At 71.3% G+C, this 18085-nt stretch carries 16 protein-coding genes; 7 read left to right on the forward strand and 9 right to left on the reverse strand.

Annotation, left to right across the window (positions count from 1 at the left end; all coding sequences use genetic code 11):
* The first annotated feature begins 144 nt into the window (after positions 1-144).
* The gene (locus BHU06_RS07885; protein WP_070398600.1) at positions 145-1017 is read left to right on the forward strand and encodes a fumarylacetoacetate hydrolase family protein; all 873 of its coding nucleotides are present in this window, start codon (positions 145-147) and stop codon (positions 1015-1017) included.
* 38 nt (positions 1018-1055) lie between these two features.
* On the forward strand, positions 1056-2045 hold the full coding sequence (locus tag BHU06_RS07890; RefSeq protein WP_070398601.1) for a tripartite tricarboxylate transporter substrate binding protein: 990 nt from the start codon (positions 1056-1058) through the stop codon (positions 2043-2045).
* 60 nt (positions 2046-2105) lie between these two features.
* Here the strand turns inward: BHU06_RS07890 and BHU06_RS07895 are convergent, their stop codons facing one another.
* The 3 genes from BHU06_RS07895 to BHU06_RS07905 are packed head-to-tail and all read right to left on the reverse strand — an operon-like array spanning position 2106 to position 4592.
* The gene (locus BHU06_RS07895; protein ID WP_070398602.1) at positions 2106-2759 is read right to left on the reverse strand and encodes a hypothetical protein; all 654 of its coding nucleotides are present in this window, start codon (positions 2757-2759) and stop codon (positions 2106-2108) included.
* On the reverse strand, positions 2756-3781 hold the full coding sequence (locus BHU06_RS07900) for an MlaD family protein (protein ID WP_070398603.1): 1026 nt from the start codon (positions 3779-3781) through the stop codon (positions 2756-2758). Before BHU06_RS07900 ends, BHU06_RS07895 begins: the two co-directional genes overlap by 4 nt.
* A gap of 4 nt (positions 3782-3785) precedes the next feature.
* Positions 3786-4592 carry an ABC transporter permease gene (locus tag BHU06_RS07905; RefSeq protein WP_139146990.1) on the reverse strand — a complete coding sequence of 269 codons (807 nt, stop codon included), beginning with the start codon at positions 4590-4592 and terminating at the stop codon, positions 3786-3788.
* A gap of 163 nt (positions 4593-4755) precedes the next feature.
* Here BHU06_RS07905 and BHU06_RS07910 point away from each other — a divergent pair, with 163 nt between their 5' ends.
* Complete coding sequence (locus BHU06_RS07910; RefSeq protein WP_070398604.1) at positions 4756-6321, forward strand: fatty acyl-CoA synthetase; 1566 nt, start codon at positions 4756-4758, stop codon at positions 6319-6321.
* Between the two features lie 24 nt (positions 6322-6345).
* Here BHU06_RS07910 and BHU06_RS07915 read toward each other — a convergent pair whose 3' ends face one another.
* Positions 6346-7149 carry a siderophore-interacting protein gene (locus tag BHU06_RS07915; RefSeq protein ID WP_070398744.1) on the reverse strand — a complete coding sequence of 268 codons (804 nt, stop codon included), beginning with the start codon at positions 7147-7149 and terminating at the stop codon, positions 6346-6348.
* 71 nt (positions 7150-7220) lie between these two features.
* On the opposite strand from BHU06_RS07915, the gene BHU06_RS07920 reads away from it, so the two are divergent.
* Positions 7221-7658 carry a MarR family winged helix-turn-helix transcriptional regulator gene (locus BHU06_RS07920; RefSeq protein WP_070398745.1) on the forward strand — a complete coding sequence of 146 codons (438 nt, stop codon included), beginning with the start codon at positions 7221-7223 and terminating at the stop codon, positions 7656-7658.
* 19 nt (positions 7659-7677) lie between these two features.
* Here the strand turns inward: BHU06_RS07920 and queG are convergent, their stop codons facing one another.
* A complete protein-coding gene (gene queG / locus BHU06_RS07925; protein ID WP_083293073.1) occupies positions 7678-8754 on the reverse strand; it encodes a tRNA epoxyqueuosine(34) reductase QueG in 1077 nt (358 codons plus the stop codon).
* A 9-nt stretch (positions 8755-8763) separates the two neighbouring features.
* Here queG and tsaE point away from each other — a divergent pair, with 9 nt between their 5' ends.
* The 3 genes from tsaE to BHU06_RS07940 are packed head-to-tail and all read left to right on the forward strand — an operon-like array spanning position 8764 to position 10978.
* The gene (gene tsaE, locus BHU06_RS07930) at positions 8764-9291 is read left to right on the forward strand and encodes a tRNA (adenosine(37)-N6)-threonylcarbamoyltransferase complex ATPase subunit type 1 TsaE (RefSeq protein ID WP_070398605.1); all 528 of its coding nucleotides are present in this window, start codon (positions 8764-8766) and stop codon (positions 9289-9291) included.
* An 8-nt stretch (positions 9292-9299) separates the two neighbouring features.
* Positions 9300-10727, forward strand: a complete 1428-nt coding sequence (locus BHU06_RS07935; protein WP_254668135.1) for an N-acetylmuramoyl-L-alanine amidase — start codon at positions 9300-9302, stop codon at positions 10725-10727.
* Between the two features lie 17 nt (positions 10728-10744).
* Positions 10745-10978, forward strand: coding sequence for a DUF167 domain-containing protein (locus tag BHU06_RS07940; RefSeq protein ID WP_070398607.1), 234 nt, complete (start codon positions 10745-10747; stop codon positions 10976-10978).
* Positions 10979-10987: 9 nt separating this feature from the next.
* Here the strand turns inward: BHU06_RS07940 and BHU06_RS07945 are convergent, their stop codons facing one another.
* From BHU06_RS07945 to BHU06_RS07960, 4 genes are all read right to left on the reverse strand, one after another.
* Entirely contained in the window at positions 10988-11410 is a 423-nt protein-coding gene (locus BHU06_RS07945) for a universal stress protein (RefSeq protein WP_070398608.1), read from the reverse strand.
* 47 nt (positions 11411-11457) lie between these two features.
* Positions 11458-14112 (reverse strand): cation-translocating P-type ATPase, encoded by a 2655-nt coding sequence (locus BHU06_RS07950; protein WP_070398609.1) that lies wholly within the window; start codon positions 14110-14112, stop codon positions 11458-11460.
* Positions 14113-14180: 68 nt separating this feature from the next.
* A complete protein-coding gene (locus tag BHU06_RS07955; RefSeq protein ID WP_070398747.1) occupies positions 14181-14870 on the reverse strand; it encodes a glutathione S-transferase family protein in 690 nt (229 codons plus the stop codon).
* 58 nt (positions 14871-14928) lie between these two features.
* Positions 14929-18084, reverse strand: coding sequence for an efflux RND transporter permease subunit (locus tag BHU06_RS07960; RefSeq protein ID WP_070398610.1), 3156 nt, complete (start codon positions 18082-18084; stop codon positions 14929-14931).
* Position 18085: the final 1 nt, after the last annotated feature.

Here is an 18085-nt window from a genome sequence, read left to right on the forward strand (position 1 = left end):
ACTGTACCAAATCAGACCAATTCATCGACCCAACCCGGCCCCAGGGTATTCCCCCACTCAATCCGTTCTATGACGTCCTACCATTGCCGCTCTGGTACCAAATGGTATTTATTGGTATTTTGAACTGAACCATCAGGAGATTTCGTGCGCATCGCCACCTTCGCCCATGAGGGCCAACGCCGCGTCGGCCTCGTCTCGGCCGACGCCCGGTCCGTGACCCCCTTCGACCTGTCGCCCGCCGAGGCCCAGCGCGGCGCCCTCGCCCTGGTCGAGGCCCAGGCCCAGGGACTGGCCCTGCCGCCCACCCGCGGCGAGCCCATCGCCCTGTCGGCCGTGCGGCTGGAGGCGCCTATCCCGCGGCCCCGGCGCAACCTCTGGTGCGTGGGCCGCAACTACCACGAGCACGCCAAGGAACTGCAGGGCTCGGTCTTCAAGAACAACAACGCCAACCCGGCCCAGTGGCCCATCGTCTTCACCAAGGTGCCGGAGTGCGTGGTCGGCCCCACCGACACCGTGACCCTGCCCGGCGAGGCCATTTCGTCGCAGATCGACTACGAGGCCGAACTGGCGGTGGTCATCGGCACCGGCGGCAAGAACATCGCCAAGTCCGATGCCATGAAGCACGTCTGGGGCTACACCGCCGTCAACGACGTGACCGCGCGCGACGTGCAGATGCGCCACCAGCAGTGGGACATGGGCAAGAGCTTCGACACCTTCTGCCCCATGGGCCCCTGGATCGTCACGGCCGACGAGCTGGATGGCCAGCACACGCGCGTGCGCTGCTGGGTCAACGGCGAGCAGCGCCAGGACGGCCGCACCGAAGACCTGATCTTCGACATCCCCACGCTGATCGAGACGGTCTCGCGCGGCATCACGCTCTACCCGGGCGACGTGATCGCCACCGGCACGCCGGCCGGCGTGGGCATGGGCCTGAGCCCGCCGCAGTTCCTGAAGGCGGGCGACGTGGTGCGGGTCGAGATCGACGGCATCGGCTTCATCGAAAACCGCTTCGCCTGAGCCCGCGCCCTTCCCCACAACCACAGGAGACAGACAGCATGCAACGACGCGACTTCCACCGCCTGCTGGGCGCCTCGGCCCTCGGCCTCGGCGGCCTGGGCGGCACCGCCACCGCCTTCGCGCAGGACCCGTTCCCGAGCAAGCCCATCACCATGGTGGTGCCCTTCCCACCCGGCGGCGTGGCCGACGCCGTGGGCCGGCCGGTGGCCGAGGCCATGGCGCGCCACCTGAACCAGTCGGTGGTGGTGGTGAACCGCGGCGGCGCGGGCGGTGCCATCGGCATGGCGCAGGTGGCCAAGGCCCCGGCCGACGGCTACACCGTGCTGATGGCCTTGTCGTCCCTGGTGGTGCTGCCCGAAGCCGACCGCATCCTCAACCGCCCGCCGCAGTTCGAGGTGAACCAGTTGGCCCCCATCGCGCGCATGACGGCCGACCCCACCGTGCTGGTGGTGCGCGCCGACAGCCCCTGGAAGACCTACGCCGAGTTCATCGCCTACGCCAAGGCCAACCCGGGACGCGTCAGCTTCGGCTCGTCCGGCAACTACGGGACCATGCAGGTACCGATGGAGCAGCTCAAGGCCGCCACGGGCAGCTTCATGCTGCACGTGCCCTACACCGGCGCGGGCCCGGCCATCGTGGGCCTGCTGGGCGGCCAGGTGGACGCGCTGGCCAGCGGGCCGGCCAGCATCGTGGGCCACATCAAGAGCGGGCGCATGCGCGCGCTGGCGCACTGGGGCGAAGGCCGGCTGGCCCTGCTGCCGGACGTGCCCAGCTTCAAGGAGTTGGGCGTGAACATCGGCTATTCGCAGTGGGCCGGGCTGTTCGCGCCGGCCGGCACGCCACAGCCGGTGATCGACAAGCTGCGCGAGGCCGCGCGCGCCGCGGCGCGCGACGAGCGCACCATCCAGGTGATGACCACCGCCGGGACGCAGTTCCAGTACCAGGACGCGGCCGAGTTCGACGCCTTCGTCAAGGCCGACGCCGCGGCCATGAAGAGCGTGGTGCAGCGCATCGGCAAGGTGAACTGAAGGGCACAGGGCCGGGCAGCGGTTCGCCGCGCGGCCGGTCGAACGGGCGATCCGCCGCGCTCAGCGCCCGCGCGGCGCCACCGCGTCGATGCGCCGTTGCAGGCGCTCGGCGCTGGCCGTGTCGCCCGCGGCCTGGGCCGCGCGCTGCTGCACCAGCAGCCAGGCCAGCAGCGGCCGGGCCCAGCCCTGGGCCGAGGCGGTGTCCACCGCCAGCTGCACCAGCGCCGGGTTGGCCTGAGCACGCTGCAGGGCGGCGCCGGCGGCCACCAGTTGCGTCACCGGGTCCTGCACGCCGGCCAGCGCGCTGGCCGGGTCGGCCGCCGCGAGCGCGGCGCGGTGCGCGGCCGGCAGGCGCTCGGCATCGCCCGGCCGCAGGCGGTTGGCGAGGTAGCGCGCGTAGGCCGCGTCCTCGGGCGAGGCGTCGGCCGCCAGGGCCTCGAAGCCCGCGCAGGGCTCGAACACCAGCGTCGCCGTGCGCAGCGCGCAGCGGTGCAGCTCGGCGCGCGCCAGCAGGTCCAGGCGGCCGGTGCGCGCGATGGCGGCGCGCGCGCGCGTGAATTCCACCGCCTCGGTCGCGGTGCGCCCTTCCAGCCAGGCCAGGGCGGCGGCGTCGAGCCCGCTGCGCGCGCTCATCTGCCAGGCCGGGGTGGGCGGTCCGCTGGAACAGGCCGCGAGCGCCAGCGCGAGCAGCAGGGAAACGACGGCCCGGCTCATGGCAGCTTGATCTCCGTGTCGCGCGCGAAGGGCCACTTGCGGTTGATGTCGTCGATCAGGCCGTCGATCTTGCGCAGGCTGCTTTCCACGTCGGCGCGCAGCGGGCCCAGGTCGGTGGTGGCCTCGCGCGCGTTGCTGGCCACGCCCTGGGCCTCCACCAGCACGGCGTCGAGTTTTTGCAGGCTGCCCCGCGCCTGCTCGAGCAGGCCGTTCATCTGCACCACGGTGGCGCGCACATCGCCCACCACGCTGCCCTCGCCGGGCTTGGCGCCCTGGCCGAAGACCTGCCGGTCGGCGTTGGCCACCAGGCTGTCCAGGCGGGCGGCCAGGGCGTCGGCGCGCGCGATCAGCGCGTTGCTGCGTTCGATCGCCAGGCTGAGTTGTTTCGCGTCCGCCTCGTTGCCCACCAGCACGCCCATGGCGCCGTGCGGACCGTTGAGCTTCTCGGTGGTGGCGCGCAGGTTGGCCAGCGTGCCTTGCAGTGCCGCGTCCTCGCGCGTGATGGCGTTGAGGTTGTCCAGCAGCGAGCGCGCCGCCGCCGTGATCTGCGGGATCTCGGCCGCCGCGTCGCCGCGCAACACGGTGCGCTCGGCGCCGTCGGGCAGCGCCGGGTCGTCGAGCACGCCGCTGAAGGCGCGGATGCGCGTGCCGCCCACCAGGCTGCGTTCCATGGTGAAGATGCTGGACGTGCGCAGCCACTTGGCGTCGCGCTCGCGCACGTCGATCAGGATGCGCGCGTTGCCGTCGGCGGCCAGTTCCACGCGCGTGACGCGGCCGATGGGAAAGCCGGCGAAGGTCATGTCCATGCCCACGGTGACGCCCTCGGCGTCGTCGGCGATCAGCACCACGCGCTGCGTGGGCTCGAACACGCCGCGCGCGAACATCACGTACAGCGCCGAGCCCACCACCAGCAGCAGGGTCAGCGCCATCAGCAGCGCGGCCTTGAACTCCAGGCCGCGCACGGGCGGCGGCTCGGGCACCAGGGGTTCCTCGGACGCGGGTGATCGCTCGTGTTCGTTCATGCGCTCAGTAGTAGTTGCCCACCAGGGATCCGATCTCGACCATCAACAGCACGGAGAACAGCCGCGCGAACTCCATCATTTCGCTGCGCGCCACGTAGCGGCCGTGCTCGTCGGGTTCGGCCGCGGCGGCCAGCGGCACCACGGCCACCGCCAGGCTGAAGAACGCGGTCTTGAGCACGAAGATCAGCGAAACCACCGAGTTGAACACGCGCCCGACGTCGTAGGTGTAGGACGGCACCGCCCAGGGCGACAGCCCGTGCACCGTCAGGTAGGTGAGCACCAGGGCCACCACGCCCGACAGCGCGGCCAGCAGCACCACCGCGTGCACGCTGGCCAGGGCGCGCGGCAGCAGGGTGCCGGCCAGGCCGGCGATGCCGGGGATGCGCCGGCCCGCGCGCTGGCGCTGGTCCAGCTGGTGGCGCAGCAGCTCGGCGCCCGGCATGGCGTGGCGCAGCGCCACGAACAGGGCCGCGAACAGCGGGATCAGCTCCAGCACCAGGGTGCGCACCAGCACCTCCAGCGCGTACTGAGACAGCCCATAGCTGCCGGCCGTGGCCGTGACGATGCGGATGATGACCAGGCTGATGAGGGCCGACAGCACCAGGAACCACGGCAGCAGCGGCAACACCGCCACCACCAGGTGCGACAGCACCGAGCGCGCGCGCCCGCCCGTGTAGCTGCTGGGTGAGAGCATCAGCACCGTGATCTGCGCGCCCATCTGCAGCGTGTGCCACCAGGCCACCAGCTGGGCGCGGCGCAGCCGCGTCTGGCGCTTGAAGCCCTGGTCCACATGGGAGGTGATGCCACGCATGCGGCGCATGATAGCCAGCGCCGGTGTCGGCCCCGCGTGTCTCAAGCTGAGAAAACCCGGGTCGCCCCGGCGACAACATGGTGAAAACGCCGATGGCCAAGATGCGCACGGCCGCTCCAATCGAAGCCCGTTGCCGCCGCCCCCTTCCCAGGAGACACCCAGAATGACCACCGCCATCGCACCCGTGGTGCGCCGCCAGACCATCGCCGACGCGCTGCACCGCACCGCCCAGCGCCTGCCCGACAAGCTCGCCATCGCCTGCGGCGACACCCGCTGGAGCTACGCCGACTTCAACGCCCTGGTCACGCGCCTGGCGGCCGGCCTGGCCCAGCTCGGCGTCGAGGAAGGCGACCGCGTGGCCGTGCTGGCGCGCAACTCGCACGGCTTCGCGGCGCTGCGCTTCGCCATCGCGCGCCGGGGCGCGGTGCTGGTGCCCATCAACTTCATGCTCAAGGCCGACGAGGTCGCCTACATCCTGCGCCACGCCGGCGCCAGGACCCTGGCCACCGACAGCGGCCTGGCCGAGCTGGCGCGCGCCGCCGCCGCGCAGGACACCGCCGTGGAGCGCTTCATCTGGCTGCCCAGCGAAGACCCCAGCGAGCCCGACGCCGCCATGCACCGCTTCGACCACCTCGCGGCCTGCGCGGACCCGCTGCCCGAGGTGCGGCTGCAAAGCACCGACCTGGCGCAGATCGTCTACACCAGCGGCACCGAGTCCATGCCCAAAGGCGCCATGCTCACGCACGACGCCGTGCTGTGGCAGTACGTGAGCTGCGTCATCAACGCCGAGATCGCCGAGGCCGACGTGGCCCTGCACGCGCTGCCGCTGTACCACTGCGCCCAGCTCGACGTGTTCTTCGGCCCCGCCATCTACATCGGCAGCAGCAACGTCATCACCGGCAAGCCGGTGCCCGACCACCTGCTGAACCTGCTGGAGAAACACCGCATCACCAGCTTCTTCGCCCCGCCCACGGTGTGGATCGCCCTGCTGCGCTCGCCGGCCTTCGACGCGGCGCGCCTGACAACCCTGGCCAAGGGCTACTACGGCGCGTCCATCATGCCGGTGGAGGTGCTCAAGGAACTGGCCGCGCGCCTGCCGGCGGTGCGGCTGTGGAACCTGTACGGCCAGACCGAGATCGCGCCGCTGGCCACCATGCTCGGCCCCGAGGACCAGCTGCGCAAGCCCGGCTCCTGCGGCAAGGCGGTGCTCAACGTGGAGACGCGCGTCGTCAACGAACTGATGGAAGACGTCATGCCCGGTGAGGTGGGTGAGGTGGTGCACCGCTCGCCGCACCTGATGCTGGGCTACTTCAACGACGCCGAAAAAACCGCCGCCAGCTTCTCGGGCGACTGGTTCCACAGCGGCGACCTCGCCACCATTGACGCCGAGGGCTACATCACCATCGTCGACCGCAAGAAGGACATGATCAAGACCGGCGGCGAAAACGTGGCCAGCCGCGAGGTCGAGGAAATGATCTACCGCCTGGGCGCGGTGAGCGAGGTGGCGGTGATCGGCCTGCCCGACGCCAAGTGGGTGGAGGCCGTGACGGCGGTGGTGGTGGTCAAGGCCGGCCAGTCGCTCAGCGAGGACGAGGTCATCGCGCACTGCAGCGCGAACATGGCCGGCTTCAAGGCCCCCAAGCGCGTGCTGTTCACCGACGCCCTGCCCAAGAACCCCAGCGGCAAGCTGCTCAAACGCGAGCTGCGGGTGCGCTACGCGACGGGCTGAGCGCGCGCCCGCGCCGGCGCGCGCTCACAGGGTTTCGTGGTGGCCCGCGCTGCCGCGCTTCCAGTAGGCCGAGGCGCGCACGCGCGATTTGTCCAGGCCATGGCCCTGCACCAGGGCCTGGCGCACGGCGGCCATGCTGGCGGCCTCGCCCGCGGCCCAGGCGAAGCCCGCGCCGGCGGGCAGCGTGAGCGCGGCCACCTCGCGCGCCAGCGCGTCGGCGGCGCCGGCCCGGACCCAATGAACCTCGGCCAGCGCCCGGTCCCCGAAGCCGCGGCGGTCGGCTTCGTCGGCGGTCTGCGCCACCACCAGGACGCGCGCGCCCTCGGGCAGCTCCTCGATGCGCCGCGAGATCGCCGGCAAGGCGGTCTCGTCGCCCACCAGCAGGTGCCAATCGAACCCCGTGGGCACCACGAATGAGCCGCGTGGCCCGCCCACGCCCACCTCGTCGCCCACCCGGGCGCCGGCGGCCCATTCGCTGGCCGCGCCATCGCCGTGCAGCAGGAACTCAATGTCCAGCCAGCCGGCGGCGGCGTCGAAGGCGCGCGGCGTGTAGTCGCGCATCCGGGGCTTCTCGGCGCCCGGCGGCAGGGCCAGGCCGTCCGGGCCGGGCTCGGGCAGCACCAGCGGCGCGCCAGCCCGCGCGGGCAGCATGAGCTTGAGGTGGTCGTCGAAGGAGGCGCTGACGAAATCGCCCAGCCCATCGCCCGTGAAGCGCAGGCGCAGGAAGTTCGCGCCCAGGCGCCGGATGTCGCTCACCCGCAGGCGGCGCACTTTCAGCGCGTGGCGCACGCGCTCCACGCTCAGGAAAGAAGGGGTGTTGGTGTTCATGAAGGTGTTTTGGTTGACAATGACAACCATCATTTCTCAAACTGGTTGACCACATCAACCATGTGGACATCATGATCCGCCCCACGACCACCGATGTGACCGACCGGCTGCACGCCGTCATGCACGGCCTTCGCCGCCACCTGCAGCAGGCCCTGCGCGAGGACGCCGAGGGCCTGAACCCGATGGAGGCCCGCTGCCTCAACTACTTCGCGCTCCACGAGGACCACACGCAGAGCGACCTGGTGCAGCACGCGGGGCGCGACAAAGCGCAGATCGCGCGCCTGGTGAAGGGCCTTCACGAGCGCGGCCTGCTGCAGGGCCAGGCCGACCCGGCCGATGGTCGCGTCCAGCGCCTGCGCCTGACCCCCGCCGGCCAGGCCCTGCAGCGCCGCCTGCAGCAGCACCGCGCCCGCTTCGAGAAGGCCCTGACGGCCGGGCTCAGCGCGCAGGAGCGCGCCACCCTGCTTGCCCTGCTCGACCGGCTGCAGGACAACCTGCCCGGTGGCTAACCGCTTGCCGGCCCTGTTTTCAGCCCTGCGCCAGCGCCCAGGCCACGTGTTCACGCACCAGCGCGCTGGAGTCGTCGGCGCGCGCCCGCAAGGCCCGCCGCACGGCCTCGTCCCCGGTGGCCCGCAGCGCGTTGCCCAGGCCCACCGCCAGGTTGCGCAGCCAGCGCTCGTGCCCGATGCGGCGGATCGCGCTGCCCTCGGTGCGGCGCAGGAACTCAGCCTCGCCCCAGGTGAACAGCTCGATCAGCGTGGCGCCGCCCAGGCCCTCGCGCGGGTCGAAGTCCGGCAGCGGCGAGCGCTGGGCGTACTTGTTCCAGGGGCAAGCCAGCTGGCAGTCGTCGCAGCCATAGATGCGATTGGCCATGGCCGGGCGAAGCTCGAGCGGGATGGGCCCGGCGTGCTCGATGGTGAGGTAACTGATGCAGCGGCGCGCGTCCACGCGGCGCGGGCCGGTGATGGCCTGGGTGGGGCAGACGTCGATGCAGGCGCTGCAGCTGCCGCAGTGCTCCGTCACCGGCTCGGAGGGTGGCAGGGCCAGGTCCACGTAGATCTCGCCGAGGAAAAACATGGAGCCCGCCTCGCGGTGCAGCGTCAGCGTGTGCTTGCCGCGCCAGCCGATGCCGCTGCGCGCCGCCAGCTCCACCTCCAGCACGGGGGCGGAGTCGGTGAACACGCGGTGGCCGAAGGGGCCGACGGCCTCGGCGAGGCGCTCGGACAGCCGCTGCAGGCGCGATCGCAGCACCTTGTGGTAGTCCCGCCCCCGCGCGTAGACCGAGACGATGGCCTCGCCGGGGCGCTGCAGGCGGGCCCATTCCTGCGCCACCCAGTCGGGCGCCGTGTCGCGCGGCAGGTAGTCCATGCGCGCGGTGATCACGCTCAGCGTGCCGGGCACCAGCTCGGCCGGACGGGCGCGTTTGAGGCCGTGCGCGGCCATGTAGGCCATCTCACCGTGGCATCCAGCCGACAACCAGGCCATCAATCCCGGTTCTGCGGCGCTCAGATCCACCCCGGCCACCCCGATTTGGGAGAATCCGAGCTGTCGTCCCCAAGCACGCAACTGCGAGACGAGTTGAGCAGCATCCAACACAGCCTTCATGGGGCGCCGATGGTAGCAACGGCCCCCGCCACCTGGCAGGGCCGCTGGGCCCACGAGGCCGACACCCAGGCCTTCGCCCAGCGCCTGGCCCTGTGCCCCGCCGTCGCCCACGCCACCCTGGCCCTGCACGGCGACCTCGGCGCCGGCAAGACCACCTTCGTGCGCCACCTGCTGCGCGCGCTCGGCGTCAACGGCCGCATCAAGAGCCCCACCTACGCCGTGGTCGAACCGCACAGCGCCATCGACTGCCCCCTCATGCCGCCGGGCGAGGCGCTGTCCATCTGGCACTTCGACTTCTACCGCTTCAACGACCCGCGCGAATGGGAGGAAGCGGGCTTTCGGGAACTGTTCGCCAGTCCTGGCCTCAAGCTCGTCGAATGGCCCGAACGCGCCGCGGGCTTCCTGCCCCCCATCGACCTGGACCTGTACATCACGCCCGACCCGATGAACACCGACCCCGAGCACGACGACGCGCGCCAGGTGCGCGCCGAGGCCCGAACCCCCGCCGGCCAGCTGCTGCTGGCCGCAGTCCAATGACGGGGCCGATGCATCACTCCCCCCTGCCCCGCCGCAGGCTGCTGCAGGCCGGCACCCTGGTGCTGCTGCTGGGCACCGCCCACCTCGCCCGCGGCGCCAAGGTGGTGGCCGTGCGCATGTGGCCGGCCGAGGACTACACCCGCGTCACCATCGAAAGCGACGCGCTGCTCAAGACCAACTCCTTCATGGTCAACGACCCGCCGCGCCTGGCGGTGGACATCGAGGGCGTGGACCTGCTGCCCGGCCTGCGCGAGCTGGTGGGCCAGCTCCAGTCCGACGACCCCAACATCGCCGGCCTGCGCGTGGCCCAAAACGCGCCCAACGTGGTGCGCCTGGTGATCGACCTCAAGCACCCGATCAAGCCGCAGATCTTCAACCTGCAGCCCGTGGCGGCCTACCAGCACCGCCTGGTCTTCGACCTCTACCCCAGCGCCCCGCCCGACCCGCTGCTGCAGTTGGTGGAGCAGCAGTCCCAGGCCGACAAGGCGGCCAGCGAGCGCGCCGCCCGCCTGCTGGGCAAGGAGACCGAGGGCCTGGCCCGCACCCAGCCCGACCCGCTGGGCGATCTGATCGCACGCAGCCAGCGCGGCGAGGCGCCACCGCCCGAGACCCCGGCCGACACCCCGTCCGCACCGCCGCCCGTGGCCAAGGCCCCGCTGCCGCCCGGCCCGAGCAAGCAGCGCCCCGGTGGCGGCGCCAGGCAGGCGCCTACCGAGCGCCTCATCATCGTGGCGCTCGACCCCGGCCACGGCGGCGAAGACCCCGGCGCCATCGGCCCCAAGGGCACCCAGGAAAAGCAGGTGGTGCTGCAGATCGCGCGCAAGCTGCGCGACCGCATCAACGCCACCACCGTCAACGGCAACCCCATGCGCGCCTTCATGACGCGCGACGCCGACTTCTTCGTGCCGCTGCAGACCCGCGTGGCCAAGGCCCAGCGCGTGCGCGCCGACCTGTTCATCAGCATCCACGCCGACGCCTTCTACAACGCCCGGCCGCAGGGCGCCAGCGTCTACGCGCTGAGCACGCGCGGCGCCAGTTCGGCCGCGGCGCGCTGGATCGCCGACAAGGAAAACAAGGCCGACTTGGTGGGCGGCCTGAACGTGCGCGCCAAGGACGCCACCATCCAGCGCGCCTTGCTCGACATGAGCACCACGGCCCAGATCAACGACAGCCGCAAGATCGGCACCAAGCTGCTGGGCGAGGTGGGCCGCCTGGGCAAGCTGCACAAGCCGCAGGTGGAGCACGCCAACTTCGCGGTGCTGCGCGCGCCCGACATTCCCAGCGTGCTGGTGGAAACCGCCTTCATCAGCAACCCCGACGAAGAACGCCGCCTGCGCGACCCGAAGTACCAGGACGACCTGGCCGACGCCCTGCTGCGCGGCATCGTGAAGTACTTCGAGGCCAACCCACCGCTGGCGCGCAACCGCACGATCTGAACGGAGCGGCCTGCCCCGTGGCGACTCGCATCATCGAGGTGCAGGTGAAACCCAACGCGCGCGTGAGCGAGCTGGTGGACAACGGCGACGGCAACTGGACCGCCCGCTTGAAGTCGCCGCCGGTGGACGGCAAGGCCAACGAGGAGCTGATCGCGCTGGTGGCCAGGCGCTTCGGCTGCGCCAAGGCCGAGGTGGGCATCAAGACGGGCGCGAGCGGCAGGCGCAAGCGGCTGGTGATCGGCGGGGCTTGAGCCCCGGCGCTACCGCACCAGCAGCACCGGCGTGCGGCACAAGGACAGCACCTTCGTCGCCACCGACCCCATCACCAGCCCGGCCATCGCGCCATGGCCGTGGGTGCCCATCATGACCAGGTCGAACCGGCGCTCGCTGGCGAACCTGGCGATGGTCGAACCGGGGGAGCCGACCCGGTGGACAAAGGTGACGCCCTGCAGGTGCCGATTCAGGAAGGTCCGTATCGGCCTCAGCACCGTCTCGGCATCGTCCCGGTACAAGGCCTGCGCCTGCGGTTTGCCCACAAAAGCCGCCGCGCGGTGGGGAATTGCCGGCACGCAATGCAGCACCGTGTAGCGGTGCTGCGGGCCCAGCCATTCGCCGTGGGCCGCGATGAAGGCCAGCATGCGCTTGGTGCAAGCGCTGCCATCGGCCGCGATCAGGATCTTCACGCATGAACCTCCTAGCCCGGCAACCATAGCAGTTGCGCCGGGCGCCGTCACCCGGGCGGCGCGACACCCTGTCCATTACGGGGCTCGGGCTGGCCCGGGTCGGGCGCGCGCCGGCGCACCCACTTGACCACCTCGAACCAGACCACGCTCGCCAGGCCGCCAGCCACGGCCGCGGCCAGTTCGAGCGGGGCCAGCGGCGCAAAACGCAGCACGCCCGCCGCCCAGGGCAGGTACAAGGCCAGCGCCAGCAGCACCAACCCCGCGCCGATGACCCACCACAGCGTGCGGTTCGGCGTGCGCAGGGAGGCCCACAACGAGCCGCTGGCGGAGCGGTTCGACAGGATGAGCGCGAGATTGCCGGTCACGAGCGTCGCGAATCCGAAGGCCCGCGCCTGCTCCTCCGCCATCGACCCACGGGCCCAGGCGAAGGCCAGCAGGACCGCGGCCAACACGCCCAGGCCTTGCAGCAGCGCGAGCCACAGCGTCGCCCCCCCAAACAGCGGCGCCTCGGGCCGCCGCGGGGGGCGCTGCATCACCCGGCGCTCGGCCGGCTCGTTCTCGAACGCGAGGGAACAGGCCGGGTCGATGATGAGTTCGAGCAGCGCGATGTGCATCGGGTACAGCAGCGCCGGCCAGCCGAACAGCCCCGGCAGCAGGGCCATGCCGGCGATCGGCACGTGCACCGCGAGGATGTACGACATGGCCTTGCGCAGGTTGTCGAAGATGCGGCGCCCGAGCCGCACCGCGCGCACGATGGCCGCGAAGTTGTCGTCGACCAGCACCAGGGACGCCGACTCGCGCGCCACGTCGGTGCCGCGCCCGCCCATGGCCACGCCGACGTGCGCCGCCCGCAGGGCGGGCGCGTCGTTCACGCCGTCGCCGGTCATCGCCACCACCTCGCCGCGCGCCTTGAGCGCCTGGACGATGCGCAGCTTCTGTTCGGGGGCAATGCGGGCGCACACGCTGACCTCGGCCATGCGCTCACGCAAGGCCGGCTCGTTGAGCGTGGCGATCTCATCGCCCGACAGCACGCCCGCGCCGCCGTCGTCCAGGCCGGCCTGGCGGGCGATGGCGCGCGCCGTCACCGGGTAGTCGCCGGTGATCATCACCACACGGATGCCGGCCGCGCGGCACTCGGCCACGGCGGCCGGCACCTCGGCCCGCACCGGATCGGCCAGGCCGAGCAAGCCCACGAACTCGAAGTCGAAGCCGTGTTCGTGGGTGGGCAGTTCGTGGCCCGCGACCACACCGCGGGCCGCCGCCAGCACGCGCAGCCCCTGGGCGGCCAGCGCATCGACCGCGGCGGCGATGCGCTGCCGGTCCGCCGGGCCCAGGTGGCACAGGTCGACGACCGCTTCCGGCGCGCCCTTGGCCACCACCGTGCGGGCGCCGTCGCGGCCATCGGCCCAAACGTGGGACATGGCGCGCAGCGCCGGTGTCAGGGCGTAGGTCTGCACCAAGCGCCAGTCCCGGTGCAGGTGCTCGGTGTGGGCGAGGAAGCGCTGGCCCAGGCGGTGGAAGGCCTTCTCCATCGGGTCGAAGGGATCGATCTGGCTGGCCAGAATCGCGACCTCGACCAGGCCGTGGAACGCCTCCGGCAGCTCGCCGTCGGCCAGCGGGTCCAGCACCAGGCGCTCACTGACCGCGGGTCCGCCCGCCACCAGGTGCGTCACCGCCATGCGGTTCTCGGTCAGGGTGCCGGTCTTGTCGACGCACAGCACCGTGGTGGCCCCAAGCGTCTCGATCGCGGTGAGCCGCCGCGTCAGCACGCCCTCCTTCGACAGGCGGCGCGCCCCCAGGGCGGGAAACACGGTCAGCACCACGGGGTACTCCTCGGGCAGCATGGCCATGGCCAGCGCGATGCCGGCGAGCAGCGCCTGCAGCCAGTCGCCGCTGGACGCGCCCAGGATGAGCACCAGCGCCAGGCTGAACAGCAAGGCCAGCAGAGCCAGGCGGCGCACCAGCCGGTCCGTCTGCCGCTGCAGCGGCGTCCGCTCGCTGGCCAGCGTGCCCAGCGCCTCGCCGATGCGGCCGATCGCGCTGCGCGCACCGGTCGCCGCGACGCGCGCCATCGCGTGCCCCTGCACGATCAGCGTGCCGGCATACACCATCGGCTGGTCGTCGCCACCGGGGGCGGTGCGCGCCGACGCCGGCGTGGCGGGATCGGCCCCTTCTTCGGCGCGGGCCTGGCGCTTGCCGACCGGCACGGATTCGCCCGTGAGCAGCGACTCATCGACCTGCACGCTGTCGGCCGTCAGCAGCCAGGCGTCGGCGGAAACGCGGTCGCCCTCGTTCAGCACCAGCAGGTCGCCGCGCACCACCTCGCGGCCCGCGATGCGCTGCGCCTGCCCGTCGCGGATGACCAGCGCGCGCGGGCTGGTGAGCTCGCGCAGCGCCTCGATGGCGCGTTCCGTGCGGCCCTCCTGGTACAAGGTCAGCGCCAGCGTGACGACCACAAAGCCCAGGAGCGTCAGGCCCTCCTGCAGATTGCCGAGCGCCAGGTACAGCAGGCCCGCGGCCAGCAGCAACAGGAACATCGGCTCGCGCAAGGTCTCCCGCGCGATCGCCAGCAGGGTGTGCCGCTCACCGCCCGGCAGCGCGTTGGGGCCCTCCTGCGCCAGCCGCCGCGCCGCCTCGGCCGCGGTGAGCCCGATGGCCTCGGGGGTGCCGTGGGCGGTGGAGGGGGCTTCGGCCCGGTTCATGCGTTCACGCGCACGGTCTGCAGTGCGACGGGCGGGCGATCAAACAACGCCGGCTCGCCGCGCGCCTCTCAACGCCCCTCCGGCTCGAAGAAGCGCCGCGCCAGGCCGGCGCGCCCCGGATAGAACTTGAAGAAAGGCCGCGCCTGCTCCACGGTGCGCGCCACCGAGGGGCGGTCCATGAGGCGTTCAAAGTAGGCCGCCAGGCGGGGCTGGTCTTCGGACAGCGGCACGTAGGTCACCGCATAGAACAGGGCCGGCGCCGCCGCGCAATCGGCCATGCTGAAGCCATCGGCGGCCACCCACTGGCGGCCCTGCAGGTGCCTGTCGATCAGCGCATAGGACTTGAGCAGCGCTTCGCGGGCCTGGGCCACGTTCAGCGGGTCGCGCTGGGCCTCGGGGCGCAGCAGGTCGGCCGTGAACGCCTGCATGGGCGTCATCACGTACTGGTCGAACAGGCGGTCCCACAGACGCACCTCAAGCGCCTGCTCGGCGTCGGCGGGGATGAGCGCCCGCCCGGGCGGCGCATGGCGGCGCTGCAGGTGCTCGATGATGATGCTGGTCTCGGCGATCACCCGCCCCTGGTCCTCCAGCAGCGGCATCTTGCCAAGGGGCCAGAGCGCCAAGAAGGCCTCGCGCTGCGTGGGATCGCCCAGGTTCAGCAGGCGCTTGTCGACCTCGACGCCCAGCTCGTCGAGCGCGATCAGCAGCTTGTGACAGTACGAGGACAGCGGGTGGTAGTGCAGCGTCGGGAGGGGCATGGCGGCCTCGGTGGTTTTCACATCGGAAAATATCGACGCGGCACGCCGGCCCGTCAAGTCAGGCTCCCCGCGGCCGCTTCACCCGGAACCAGGCCGCGTACATCGCCGGCAGCGCCAGCAGCGTGAGCACCGTGGCCACGATCAGGCCGCCCATGATGGCCACGGCCATCGGTCCCCAGAACACGCTGCGCGACAGGGGGATCATGGCCAGCACCGCCGCGGCGGCCGTCAGCACGATGGGCCGCATGCGGCGCACGGCGGCCTCCACGATCGCGTCCCAGGCCGGCACGCCGCGCGCGCGGTCCTGCTCGATCTGGTCGATGAGGATCACCGAGTTGCGCTGGATCATGCCCATGAGCGCGATCACGCCCAGCAGTGCCACGAAGCCGAAAGGCCGGTTGAGCAGCAGCAGCGCGCCGGCCACGCCGGCCATGCCCATGGGGCCGGTCAGGAACACCAGCATCGCGCGGCTGAAGCTCTGCAGCTGCACCATGAGCAGCGTGAACACGATGAACAGCATCAGCGGCACGCCCGCGGCGATGGAGGCCGAGCCCTTGCTGCTCTCCTCCACCGCGCCGGCCACCTCGATGCGGTAGCCGCTCAGGCCTTCGCTCAGCCAGCGGCGCTGGATCTCCTGCAGCCGGGGCTGCAACTGGGCGGTGACGGTGGCGCCCTGCAGGCCCTCCACCACGTCGCTCTGCACGGTGATGGCGTACTCGCGGTTCTCGCGCCACATCACGCCCGGCTCCCAGCCGAAGTTCACCCGCACCACCTGCAGCAAGGGCACAGCCTGCCCGCTCGCGGTGGGCAGGTAGGCGTTGGCCAGGTCGGTGATGGTGTCGCGCTCTTCCAGCGGCTGGCGCAGCACGATGTCGATGAGCTCGTCGCCCTCGCGGTACTGGCCGACGGTGCTGCCCACGAGGATGGTGCGCGCCGCCTGCGCGATGCTGGCGCTGCTCACGCCCAGGGCGCGCGCCTTGGCCTGGTCCACCTCCAGGCGGATCTGCTTGACGGCCTCGTTCCAGTTGTCGTTCACGCCGCGCGCGTGGGGGTTCTGCGCCACCGCGCGCTTGACCTCGTCGGCCAAGCCGCGCAGCACCACGGGATCGTCGCCCACCACGCGGAACTGCACGGGATACGGCACCGGCGGCCCGTTGGGCAGCAGCTTCACGCGGCCACGCACCTCGGGGAACTCGGTGGCCAGCAGCGCCGGCAGGTCGCGGCGGATGCGTTCGCGTTCCTTCAGGCCGGCGGGCAGCACGATGAACTGCGCCACGTTGCTCTGCGGAAAGATCTGGTCCAGCGGCAGGTAAAAGCGCGGCACGCCCGAGCCCACCCAGGTGGTCACGCTCTTCACGCCGGTCTCTTTCAGCAGGCGCTGCTCCACGCGCTCGGCCACCTCGTCCATGGCGCGGATGCTGCTGCCCTCCGGCAGCCAGATGTCGACCAGGATCTCGGGCCGGCTCGAATCGGGGAAGAACTGCTGCTGCACCTGGCCCATGCCCGCGAGGCCCAGCACGAAGGTGAGGACCGTGGCGCCGATGGTCAGCCAGCGGTGCTCGACACACCAGTCCACGGCGCGGCGAAAGCGCTGGTAGAAAGGGCCGTCGAAGACCTCGTGCGGCTCTCCTTCCACCTTGGGCTTGATCTTCAGCAGCTTCACGCCCAGGTAAGGCACGAACAGCACCGCCACCACCCAGGAAACGAGCAGCGCGATCACCGTGACCGCGAAGATGGCGAAGGTGTATTCGCCCGTGACCGACTGGGCCAGGCCGATGGGCAGAAAGCCCGCGGCCGTGATCAGCGTGCCCGTGAGCATGGGCATGGCGGTGGCGTCCCAGGTGAAGGTGGCCGCGCGCACCATGTCGTAGCCCTCCTCCAGCTTTCGCACCATCATCTCGACGGCGATGATGGCGTCGTCCACCAGCAGGCCCAGGGCGATGATGAGCGAGCCCAGCGAGATCTTGTGCAGGCCGATGCCGTAGTGGTTCATCGCCAGGAAGGTGATGGCCAGCACCAGCGGGATGGTGATGAACACCACCAGGCCGGGCCGCATGTCCAGCACGTAGCGGCACAGGCCCCGGCCGCCGGGGCGCCGATGCAGGCCCAGCGCCAGGAAACTCACCGCGAGCACGATCACCACGGCCTCGATCAGCACCTTCACGAACTCGTTGACCGAGGCCGCCACGGCGGCCGGCTGGTCCTGCACCTGCACCAGGTGCATGCCCGCGGGCAGCGTGGGCCCGATGCCCGCCACCGCCGCCTTCAGCGCCTGGCCGAGGGCGATGATGTCGCCGCCCTTGGCCATGGAAATGCCCAGCGCGATGCTGTCCTGGCCGTCGTGCCGCACCAGCACCTCGGGCGGGTCGATGGTGCCGCGCGCGATGTCGGCGATGTCGCCGAGCCGGATGGTGCGCCCGCTGGCGGCCGAGCGGATCGGCATCGCGCGCAGCTCGTCCACCGAGTTGAACCCGCCGTCCACGCGCACCTGCACCACGTCCAGCGGCGTCTGCACCGCGCCAGCCGAGGCCACGGCGTTCTGCTGCCCCATCTGGTCGAGCACGGCGTTGAGGTTCAGCCCCAGCGTGGCCAGGCGCTTCTGCGAGACCTCCACATAGATCTTCTGGTCCTGCACGCCGAACAGCTCGACCTTGGCGACATCGTTCACGCGCAGCAGCTGCTGCCGCACGGCCTCGGCCACGTCCTTGCGCTCGGCATCGGAAAAGCCCTCGCCCTGCAGGGCGTAGATCACGCCGTAGACGTCGCCGAACTCGTCGTTGAAGAAGGGGCCGATCACGCCCTGCGGCAGCTCGCCGCGCATGTCGCCCACCTTCTTGCGCACCGTGTACCAGATGTCCTGCACTTCGCCCGGCGGCGACGCGTCGTCCAGCTGCAGAAGGATCAGCGCCTCGCCCGGCTTGGTGTAGCTGCGGATCTTGTCGGCGTAGGGCACTTCCTGCAGGGTGCGCTCGATGCGGTCGGCCACCTGTTCGGCCACCTGCGGCGCGGTGGCGCCGGGCCAGAACACGCGCACCACCATGGCGCGGAAGGTGAACGGCGGGTCTTCGTCCTGCCCGAGCTGGAAATAGGAGGCGATGCCGAACAGCATCAGCACCACCATGAGGTAGCGCGTGAAGGCCGGGTGGTCCAGCGCCCAGCGAGAGAGGTTGAAGCGCGAGAACGGGCCTGTCTGGCCAGGTGGCGTTTCTTGCATG

The sequence above is a fragment of the Hydrogenophaga sp. PML113 genome (assembly GCF_001777155.1).
Taxonomy (GTDB): domain Bacteria; phylum Pseudomonadota; class Gammaproteobacteria; order Burkholderiales; family Burkholderiaceae_C; genus Hydrogenophaga; species Hydrogenophaga borbori.